A 9,852-nucleotide genomic window follows, 5' to 3' on the forward strand; every position below is an offset into this window, starting at 1 on the left:
GTGTAGGGATGGCGCGGATCGTTGAACACGACCTCCGTCGGCCCTTCTTCGACCAGCATGCCGGCATAGAGCACGCCGACCCGGTCGCACATGTTGGAGACGACAGCGAGGTTGTGGCTGATGAACAGGATCGAGGCCGACAGTTCTTGCCTGAGCTGCGCGATCAAGTCGAGCACTTCGGCTTCCACCGTCGCATCGAGGCCGGTGGTCGGCTCGTCGAGGATCAGCATTGAGGGATCGTTGGCCAGCGCCATGGCAATCGCCACGCGCTGCTGCATGCCGCCGGAAAGCTGGTGCGGGTAGCGCTGCATGACGCTGACGGGATCGGAGATGCGGACGCGGTTGAGCATCGCGATCGCCCGGTCGGTAGCCGCTTGTCCCGAGACGCCGCCGAGTTCAAAAATCTCGGTCAGCTGCCGGCCGACGCGGATCGACGGGTTCAGCGCCTTGCCCGGGTCCTGATAGACCATGGAGACGCTTTCGGCGCGAGCCCGCCTGAGCGCCTCGGCGTCCAGCTTCATCACGTCCTGGCCGTCGAGCGAGATGGCGCCGCCAGTGATCGAGCCGTTGCGCGGCAGATAGCGCACGACGGTGAGCGCGACGGTGGATTTGCCGCAGCCGGATTCGCCGACCAGCCCATAGGCCTCGCCCTGGCCGATGGTGAGGCTGAGGTTGCGCAGCACCGCGCGGTTGCGACCGGCGACGCGGTAGGCAACCGACAGATCGGTGAGTTCGAGTGCGTTTTTGGCCTTGGCGGAACTAGTCATTGAGCGCTCCGTGAACGCCGTCGGCCGCCAGATTGACGCCGATCACCAAGGAGGCGATGGCGAGCGCATCGAACAGCACCGTCCACCAGAAGCCGCCGCCGATCATGCCGTAATTGTTGGAGATCGAGAGCCCCCAGTCGGGAGAGGGTGGCTGGATGCCGAAGCCCATGAACGAGAGCGTGGCGACCGCGAAAATGGCATAGCCGAGCCGCACGGTGGTCTCGACCAGGATCGGCGGGATGACGTTGGGCAGGATCTCGACGAACATCGTATGCAATGCGCTTTCATGTCGAAGCTGCGCGGCGGCGACATAGTCGAGTTCACGCTCGGCGAGCACCGCGGACCGCACGGTGCGCGCGATGATCGGCGCGAAGCTCAGGCCGATGACGACGATGACCGTCGTCTTCGACGTGCCGAGCGCAACGATTGCCAGCAACGCGACGATGACCACCGGGATCGCCATGAAGGCTTCGAGGATACGGCTGACGACATCGTCGACGAGGCCACGAAAATAGCCGGTGATAAGGCCAAGCGCTGTGCCGGCCACCGTCGCCAGCAAGGTCGCCAGCGGGGCGACGGTGAGGATGTCGCGCGAACCGACGATGACGCGCGAGAAGACGTCACGGCCGATCTGGTCGGTACCGAACCAGTGTTCGGAAGAAGGTGGTGCGAGCGCATTGATGATGTCGTCGGCGAGCGGATCGTAAGGCGCGAAATGCTCGCCGAACAGCGCGCAGGCAACCCAGAACAGCACGATGGCGAGACCAACGAGGAAGGTTCGCGAGCGCAGCAGGGAGTAAAAGACCTCGGCCAGCGGGCCGCGCCGGCGCGTGTCGTCGGGAACGGGGGAAGTGCTTTGGACGGCGCTCATTGATCTGACCCCAGCCGGATGCGCGGATTGAGCATGGAATAGAGGAAGTCGGCGATCAGTGTCGCCACGGCATAGACGATGCCGATGGTGAGAATGCCGGATTCCAGCATCGGGAAATCCTTGCCGCGCGCGGCGGTGAAGATCAGCGATCCGATGCCCTGGTAGCGAAACAGCGTTTCGATGACCACGAGGCCGCCGATGAGATAACCGGTCTGCGTTGCGATGACGGTGATGGTCGGCAACAGCGCGTTGCGCAGCACATGCCGCCAGATCACCGTGCGCCACGGCAGGCCCTTCAGCACGGCCGTTCGTGTGTAGTCGGAATCAAGCGCTTCGATCATGCCGGAGCGCGCCATGCGGGCGATGTAGCCGAACAGCACCAGGAACAGCGGCAGCGAAGGGAGGATCAGGTAATAGAGCTGGGTGAAGAAGCCGGCATTGCGCGGCCATGCTGCCGATATCGGCAGCCAGCGCAGCCAGACACCGAAGATCAGAATCAGGATGATGCCGGTGACGAACTCCGGCAGCACCGTCACCGACAGGCCGCCGAGGCTGATGATGCGGTCGAGCGGGCGGTTGAGATTGAGTGCGGCAACGACCCCGCCGAGGATGCCGATCGGCACCACCAGCACGAAGGCGACCGCCGCAAGCTTCATCGAATTGCCCAGCGCATCGATGACGAAGGGCGCGACCGGCGAGCGGAAGATGTATGACGTGCCCATGTCGCCCTGGACGAAGTTGGAGATCCAGCCCCAGTACTGGGTCAGCAGCGGGCGGTCGACGCCGAGCGTGTGATTGAGCGCATCGACCGCGCGCTGGTCGGCGAACGGGCCCAATATGGCACGCCCGACATTGCCGGGCAGCACCTGGCCGCCCAGAAACACCATGATGCTGAGCAGAAACAGCGTCACCAGCGACAGCGACACACGCCGGGTAAGGAAGGAGAGAATGGCTAAGACTCCTTGTGGAGCCAGCCCCCATGCGGGAGCTGGCTGTTAGAGGATTGGCTTTCCCTTCTGAGCATGATCCCGAAAAGTGGGTACCGGTTTTCTCGGACAAACGGGAACCGTTTTGTCCGGAGATCATGCTCCAACAACGAGTTTGTTCAGGCCTTCGATGCCTTGTCGAGGAACAGCTGCGACATCGCGGTCGGCTGCACGCCGGCCACGCCTTTCGCCGTCGCCGTCAGATAGTCGTAGAAGTAGCCAAAGATGACCGGCGTTTCCTCGAGCAGCAGCTTCTGGATCTTGCCTGCTGTCGCCTTTTGCGCCTCGAGGTCGAGTGCGGCGATATAGCTGGTCGCCAGCGCGTCATAGTCCTTGTTCTTGAAGTGCGCCGCGTTCCAGGTGCCTTCACTCTTCAGCGGTGCCGCTAGGTAGACGTTGGGCACGCCGCGGTGGCCGTAGTCGGTGATGCCCATCACCGAATCCAGCCAGTTCGATTTGCCGAACACCGCGTCTCCGTAATAGCCGCCCTGGTCGAGGATGTTGAGGTCGAGCTCGACGCCGATCTCCTTGACCCAGTTCTGGATGAGCTGGGCGTATTCAGGGATTTCCAGATAGCGTTCGGTGGTCAGCGTTATCTTGAAGCCCTGGCCAAGGCCGGCTGCTTCCATGAGCTGCTTGGCTTGCGCGATATCCTGCTTGCGTTGCGGCACGCTCGTATCGGTCGAAGGGTAGACGGCGGCGAACGGGCTGTCATTGCCCAGTGCGGAACGTCCCTTCATCAGGCCGGCGGCCAGCTTGTCGCGATCGAGGCACAGCGCAATGGCACGACGCACGCGCGCATCCTTCAACGGGCCCTCGTCGCAGCGCATGTGCAGCTGCTGATGGGCCGACGACTTCAGGCTGATGATGTCGATGTTCGGATCGTTGAGCAGTGCGACGCCGGCCAGCACCGGCAGCTGGTTGATGATGTCGACCTGTCCACCCTGCAGCGCCAGGATCTGCGGCTGCGTGTCGGTGAAGAAGGTGAATTCGGTGCGCTCCGGCAGTGCCTTCGGCCCCCAATAGTCTTCGTTGCGGACGAAGGACGCGCCGACCTTTGCCGTGTACTTCTCGATCTTGAACGGTCCGGTGCCGTCGAAGCTCTTCTCGTAGTCGCCCTTGTAGCTCGCCGGGATGATGACGGCATTGTAATTGTCGGACGACAGCATGTAGGGGAAGTTGCCGTTCGGGGCGTCGAGGTGGAATTCCACCGTGTAGTCGTCGACCTTCTTTGAGGCGCCCTTCTGCAGGGTCCCGCTGAACACCGACAGCGCGTTGGACGAGTTTGCCGGGTCGGCAAGGCGGTCGATGCTGGCCACGACGTCGTCGGCCTTCATCTCGCCGCCGCTGTGGAATTTTACGCCCTTGCGCAGCTTGAAAGTCCACACCGTGCCGGTGTCGTTCGGCTTCCAGCTTTCGGCAAGTGCCGGTTGCAGCACGAGGTCGGGGCCGTCGACGCAGAGGAATTCGGCAACCTGCTGCATCACCAGCAGACCGCCGGCGTCCGCAATGGTGACCGGGTCGATCGTCGCCGCAGGCACGCTGCTGGCAACGCGGATGGTGGCGCCAGGCGTGCCCTGGGCGCGCGCCAGCGATGGCATGCCGCCGAGGCCGGCTGCCATGCCGATACGGCCGAGCAGCGGCAGCGACAGGCCAAGCAGGCTGCCGTGGCGGACGAAGTCGCGGCGGCTGACCCTGCCGTCGACGAGGCCGTCGATCAGGTGATTTTCAAGCGGCGAGCGATTGCGCCGGATCAGGTCGAGAATGCTGTAATTCTTGCTCATGGGTTTTTACCCTTTCCCCTATTTCTTATGGTTGACGAAATTTCGTGGACTGCTCCGTTTTTCGGCCGCCAGAGAGGTCTGTCGACCGGAACTTTAGCATGTGGTTTTGTCCGGTCCATCCAGTCGTGGCGTGGACGTGCCGGATTCTTGGCTGCACTTGCTTCCACCGTCTTGTCCGACCTTCCCGACCGAAGTCGCGGCGGCTGGCTTCTCGTCTCTTGGTCACTGGTCTTGGCCGCTGCCGTCATCTAGTTCAGCGGCAAACGGCGATAGGTCCCAGGCTTTGCCGGGTCATGATACTTGTTGCACGGTCCTTTCTCGGTAAAGTCTCTGTGACAGGCAGCGAGGTGTTCCCGCGACAGGGTGACGCCAAGGCCGGGACCTTCCGGCACGCGCACGACGTTGTTCTTTGGGGAGAATGGTCCTTCCTCGGTGACATCCATCGGCAGCATGCGAAACAGCGACTGGTTTGGCTCCCTGATCCAGCCAAGTGCCGCGCACAGATGCAGATAGGCAGCGCTGCCGATGCCGCTGTCGCCGCTGTAGCACCAGAAATCGATGCCGGCATGCTCGCAAGCGCCGACGAAGCGCAGCAGGCGGCCAATGCCGCCATGCGTCGTCGGGTTGCCGACGATGGCGTCCGGCACTTTGGTTTCCATGGCGCGCGCAATGTCGATGTTATGGGTCGAGAACGGGATCGAGCAATGGCGCCGCAATTCGCGCATCTCCTCGATGGTCGCCACCGGATCCTCCCAATTGCGCACCCCGAGCTCTTCCAACGGCCGCGCCAGCCGACGCGCGGTGCTGAGCGAATAGGCCTGGTTGGAATCGATGCGGATCATCGCATCGTCGCCAAGTTTGCGGCGGATCAGTTCGACCATCTTGAGCGAGACTTTCGGATCCTCGGTCGAGAATTTACCTTCGAAGAAGGTCGTTCCATGTGTCTCGTGCAGTTCGACGCAATAATCGGCGACCTCTTCCGGCGTCGTCTCCCCCTTCACCTCTGGCCCATCGCCGCGCAGCGAGAAATAGTCGGTGAACGGGATGTCCTTGCGCACGGCGCCGCCAAGCAGCTGGTAGAGTGGCTGGTTCCACGCCTTGCCGCGCAGATCCCATAACGCCATCTCGATGGCGCCGAAAGCCATGATGCGGGTACGGTCGTTGATCGACTGCACGCCGGTCCAATAGGGCAGGCAGACATGCTCGGCGCCAGCAATGTCGAAGGCATCGCGGCCGATTAGGCGTGGGGCGAGACTGTCATTGATGATCGCGGCAGCCGCCGGCGTCGGCGCTTCGCCAAGGCCGATCAAGCCATCCTCGGTCTCGACCTCGACAATGGTCGGCGAAAACCCGTCGAGCTCGCCGAACACCCAAGCGTAAGGCGCTTCGAGGCGCAGATTGATCGGCGTAGCTTTGATGCTGCGGATTTTCATCTCAGCGGCCGATCACGAAGAAAGGCTTACCCAGCAGGTCAGGAACGACATCGATGCCAAGGCCTGGCCCGTCCGGAATGCCCATGCGGCTGCTGGTCACCGGCGGCATGTTCGACGCCGTGCGCACCGTCACCCATTCATGGAAGGCGATGGCGTGCAGCCGGCGCTCTTCCGGCGTCGACAGCGACAGATGCGCCATCGCCGCCGTATCGATCTCGGCGCCGCCAGTGTCCTCGACGGTGATCATGAAGCCGAGGTCAACGGCGACATCGCGTATCTGCCGGGTCTTCGTCACGCCGCCCAGCCGCGAGATCTTCAGCGTCAGCCCGTCGGCCGCGCCCAGGCGATGAATTTCCAGCATCTCTTCGAGCGAGGTGACGGATTCGTCGAGCACCATGGGCTTGTCGAGCATGCGGCGCACGGACATGTTCTCATCGATCGTCGTGCAGGGCTGCTCGAACGTGTAGTCGATGCTGCGCGTGGCGTCGGCAAACTGGCGCGCCTGATAGGGTGTCCAGCCGGCATTGGCGTCACAGAAGATGACCGTGCCTTTCGGCACCGAGGCGGCGACCGCGGTGACGCGTTCGATGTCGTCATGGACATTGCCGCCGACCTTGACCTGCAGCCGGTGAAAGCCGTCCTTGACGATGCGCTTGGCCAGCGCTGCCATGGCGTCGACGCTGCCATGGGTGACGACCTTGTAGAGTTCGGCCGTCTCGCTCTCCCGACCGCCGAGCAGCGTGACCAGCGGCACGTCGGCAGCGCGCGCCGCGAGATCCCAGCAGGCCATGTCGAGCGCCGACTTGATGTAGGGATGGCCCTTGAACACCGTGTCCATCAGCCGGCCGACGCTGGCCAGCCCACGCGGATCGTGGCCGATCAGATGCGGCGCGATCTCGACCACGCCGGCGCGAACGCCGGCGGCGAAGGCGGGCGAATAAAAATTGCCGAGCGGCGCCATCTCGCCCCAGCCGGTGATGCCGCTGTCTGATGTAATGGACACGATCACCGCGTCGAAAGCGTCGGCCTCGCGCCCCTTCGACATGCGATAGGGCCCGTCCACGAAGGGCTGTACGACATGGTAGGCCTTGATGGTCTCGATCTGCACGTGTCTTGTCCGCTGTCTGTGATGTTGGGAACGGGTCAGGCGCCCCTCGATGGGCGTTGTTCGAGGCCGCGCGCGTAGGAAAGCAGCTCCTCGAAATCGAGATCGATGTGTTCCCTGGCATGGCGCTGGGCTGCACGCATGTCCTTGCCCTTCAGCAACCGCACATAGGTTTCGTGAACGTCTTCGGGCGGCACCGGCTCATTGCGGGCATGCTGGTGGAGCGCAAAATACATCTGCAGCCGGCTGGTCAGCCGTTGCCAGGTTTCCAGCAGCACCGAATTGTCGGCCCATTCGTAGATCAGGCCATGCAGTTGCAGCGCGGTTTCGATTTGGCGCGTCGTGTCCAACTCACGGGTCGCCTGCTTGACAGTTTCGTGGCGCCGGTCGAGCTCGTCGAAGAAGCGCTGGTCGCGCAGCGGCCACGCCCGCTCAATGGCCAGCTCGTCCATCACCTTGTTGAACGAATAGGCATCGTCGATGTCCTTGGCTGTGACCTCGATGACGAAGGTGCCGGCATAGGGAATGCTGGTCAGGATGCCTTCCTGGACCAACTCGCGCATCGCCTCGCGCAGCGGCGCGCGGCTGACTCGCATTTGTTCGGAGATACGGAGCTCGTTGAGTTTCTGGCCGGGTTCGAGCTGGCCGGTCAGGATCGCGCGCCGCAGCAACGCGACGATCTCGGCGCGGCGCGTGGTGTCCGCGATCGGACTGAAATCCGCTTTCCCCATTCGGCTGCTCCCAAGGAAACCGAAAGTAAGACAAGCAGATTGTCGACAATCTAACAAGAGGTCATCTTCGGATTCTTTGGGACCGCTGGCATGGCTGTCTCTTCAGCCTCAGGCTGCGCGGCCGTAGAAGCCGACCCGCTCCTCGGCGCTGAACATCACACCAGGCTTCTCATAGTAGGAAAACACCGCGATCATGCGCTCACGCTCGCCTTCGACTGTGGTGACGCGATGCGCGGTGTTCTTGCCGCGAAAGACATTCAGCGTGCCAGGCTTCATGCGCAGGATTTTTGCATCGGGGTCACGCCCTTCGAGCAATCTGGCGACGCCATCATAGTTCGGATTGTCGTCAGATCGCAGATCAGTGCGGTATTCGAGGTCGCCGCCACGCTCCGCTGCCTGCAACAACAGCGTCGTCGTGAATTCCGAACGATCGAAATGCCAGTTCAGGGCCTCGCCGGCGCGATAGGCCATGACGTTGGTTCGCGCCAGCGGATCCTGCATGACATGCAGTTTGGTCTTGCCCATCGTTGCGGCCAGGAAGCGCAGCAATGGCTCATATTCGTAGATAGCGAGCACGACGCTGCCCGGAATCTGGTCGGCACAGACGGTATGGCTTATGGTCTCGACCTTGCGCAGCGCCGGGTGATCGGGCCCTAGCTCGGGAATGTCAGGCTTGAAGTAGATGTTGTGCATGCGCTTGTGCACATGCGATCGCGCGGCCATCACCGGCTCGATTTCGCGCACGGCTTTTTCAGCCACGCCCGGGCGCAAAAACCCTTCCAGATTGAACATGCCGTCGGCTTCGAGCGCGGCGATGGATTGTTCGACAAGGCGCTGCCATTCGGCGCTGCCTTCGCGGTCGAGCGGATAGCGGTCGAGATCGAGGATGTCTTTCATCGTCATGGGCTCCGAGGTTTCGAGCCTATGAGACGGCAAAAAATCTTTCTCTCAACGCGGAAAATAGTTAGGATTGGGCAAGAAAAACTTATGGAGCTTGGTGTGGAACGGTTGCCCCCGCTGAATGCGATCAAGGCCTTCGAGGTCGCGGCCCGCGCCGGCAGCTTCACTTTGGCCGCCTCTGAACTCGGCGTGTCGTCGGCGGCGGTCAGCCAGCAGATCCGCAATCTCGAGAGCTGGTTCGGCAAGCAGTTGTTTGTGCGCAGCGGCAACCGCATCGCGCTGACCGACGCCGGCCACGCCATCTATCCGCAGACGGCGAAGGCTTTGGGCGACATCGCGGCGATCGGCCGGCGCATGCTGGAGGGCGGCTTGCGGACAGGTCTGGTCGTCAGCGTGCCGTTCTCGCTGGCCGAACTGTGGCTGGCGCCGAGGCTGGCGGTACTTCTCGATGCCTTTCCGCAGATGGCGATCGACGTTCGGGTCGAGGACGATCCGGTCGACCTGATGCGCCAGAACATCGACCTGCGCATCAGCTATGGCGACTATCACTATCCCGGATTGAAACTCGTTCGTCTCGTTCATGACGACGTCCTGCCGGTCTGCGCGCCGGACTTCTGGCACCGGCACGGCGATGGCGATCCCAGTCTGGCAGATCTGCACGAGAGCCAGTTCATCCACACCAATTGGGGACCGAACTATGCCTCGCATCCGACCTGGGCGGATTGGTTCGCGGCCTCCGGCGGCAGCCGCTCACCCGACCCGTCGCACGGGCGGCGCGTCGGCCTGTCCAGCCTGGCGATTGCCTCGGCGAGGCTGGGGCTGGGCATCGCCCTTGGTCAGCGGGTCATGGCACGCGCCGATCTGGAGGCCGGGCGGCTGATCGCGCTGTCCTCCGTCTCGGTCCGCCTCGGGCATCCCTACTGCGCGTTCATGCCGCCGGCAAAGGCCGACCGCGCCGATGTCGCCGGCCTGGTCAAGCTGCTCACGAAAACGGCGCCCTGACCTGTGGAAAGGTCGGGGCGCCGCGCTGAAGCCGGTCCTGACGGGGGTGTTCAGGTGGCCGGCTTTTCCGGCATCGGCGATACAGGCGCTCCGGGTCCGATCTTCTGCAGATTGCCCGTGATCACCTGATCGCCCTCGGCGACGCCGCTCAGGATGGCGACCTGATCGCCGCTCGTCGGGCCGAGCGAGACCAGCCGCTGATCGACCGTGTTGCCCTTGCCGACGACGTAGAGATATTTACCGAGCTGGCTCGAGCCCAGCGCCGTTTGCGGC

The 9,852-nt window shown here is 63.1% G+C and carries 9 protein-coding genes and 1 pseudogene; 1 reads left to right on the top strand and 9 read right to left on the bottom strand.

The features are described from left to right. The 8 genes from EN935_RS10965 to EN935_RS11000 all read right to left on the bottom strand — a co-directional run. Positions 1-767, bottom strand: a 767-nt coding sequence (locus EN935_RS10965; RefSeq protein ID WP_164771080.1) for an ABC transporter ATP-binding protein, incomplete at its 3' end; no start/stop codon positions are given. After that, positions 760-1,638 (bottom strand): ABC transporter permease, encoded by an 879-nt coding sequence (locus tag EN935_RS10970; protein WP_109662023.1) that lies wholly within the window; start codon positions 1,636-1,638, stop codon positions 760-762. The genes EN935_RS10965 and EN935_RS10970, both read right to left, overlap by 8 nt. Then, complete coding sequence (locus EN935_RS10975) at positions 1,635-2,588, bottom strand: ABC transporter permease (RefSeq protein WP_127262740.1); 954 nt, start codon at positions 2,586-2,588, stop codon at positions 1,635-1,637. Before EN935_RS10975 ends, EN935_RS10970 begins: the two co-directional genes overlap by 4 nt. Before the next feature lie 155 nt (positions 2,589-2,743). Further along, positions 2,744-4,408: an ABC transporter substrate-binding protein gene (locus EN935_RS10980; protein ID WP_109662027.1), complete on the bottom strand. Its 1,665-nt coding sequence runs from the start codon at positions 4,406-4,408 to the stop codon at positions 2,744-2,746. Positions 4,409-4,656: 248 nt separating this feature from the next. Beyond that, a complete protein-coding gene (locus EN935_RS10985) occupies positions 4,657-5,841 on the bottom strand; it encodes a mandelate racemase/muconate lactonizing enzyme family protein (RefSeq protein WP_127262739.1) in 1,185 nt (394 codons plus the stop codon). A 1-nt stretch (position 5,842) separates the two neighbouring features. Further along, on the bottom strand, positions 5,843-6,949 hold the full coding sequence (locus EN935_RS10990) for a mandelate racemase/muconate lactonizing enzyme family protein (protein WP_127262738.1): 1,107 nt from the start codon (positions 6,947-6,949) through the stop codon (positions 5,843-5,845). A gap of 35 nt (positions 6,950-6,984) precedes the next feature. Beyond that, complete coding sequence (locus EN935_RS10995) at positions 6,985-7,677, bottom strand: GntR family transcriptional regulator (protein ID WP_127262737.1); 693 nt, start codon at positions 7,675-7,677, stop codon at positions 6,985-6,987. A gap of 108 nt (positions 7,678-7,785) precedes the next feature. Further along, entirely contained in the window at positions 7,786-8,574 is a 789-nt protein-coding gene (locus EN935_RS11000) for a 2OG-Fe(II) oxygenase (protein ID WP_109663279.1), read from the bottom strand. Between the two features lie 102 nt (positions 8,575-8,676). On the opposite strand from EN935_RS11000, the gene EN935_RS11005 reads away from it, so the two are divergent. Beyond that, positions 8,677-9,579 (top strand): LysR substrate-binding domain-containing protein, encoded by a 903-nt coding sequence (locus EN935_RS11005; RefSeq protein ID WP_127373317.1) that lies wholly within the window; start codon positions 8,677-8,679, stop codon positions 9,577-9,579. A 50-nt stretch (positions 9,580-9,629) separates the two neighbouring features. Here EN935_RS11005 and EN935_RS11010 read toward each other — a convergent pair. Further along, positions 9,630-9,852: pseudogene (locus EN935_RS11010) on the bottom strand (efflux transporter periplasmic adaptor subunit); the annotation flags it as partial.

The sequence above is a fragment of the Mesorhizobium sp. M7D.F.Ca.US.004.03.1.1 genome, from assembly GCF_003998635.1.
In the GTDB taxonomy this organism is placed as follows: Bacteria; Pseudomonadota; Alphaproteobacteria; order Rhizobiales; family Rhizobiaceae; genus Mesorhizobium; species Mesorhizobium loti.

Bases quoted from the DNA above. Each gene is read 5' to 3' on its own strand.
- EN935_RS10980 (WP_109662027.1), bottom strand. From the start codon at position 4,408: ATGAGCAAGAATTACAGCATTCTCGACCTGATCCGGCGCAATCGCTCG.
- EN935_RS10985 (WP_127262739.1), bottom strand. From the start codon at position 5,841: ATGAAAATCCGCAGCATCAAAGCTACGCCGATCAATCTGCGCCTCGAA.
- EN935_RS10970 (WP_109662023.1), bottom strand. From the start codon at position 1,638: ATGAGCGCCGTCCAAAGCACTTCCCCCGTTCCCGACGACACGCGCCGG.
- EN935_RS10995 (WP_127262737.1), bottom strand. From the start codon at position 7,677: ATGGGGAAAGCGGATTTCAGTCCGATCGCGGACACCACGCGCCGCGCC.
- EN935_RS11000 (WP_109663279.1), bottom strand. From the start codon at position 8,574: ATGAAAGACATCCTCGATCTCGACCGCTATCCGCTCGACCGCGAAGGC.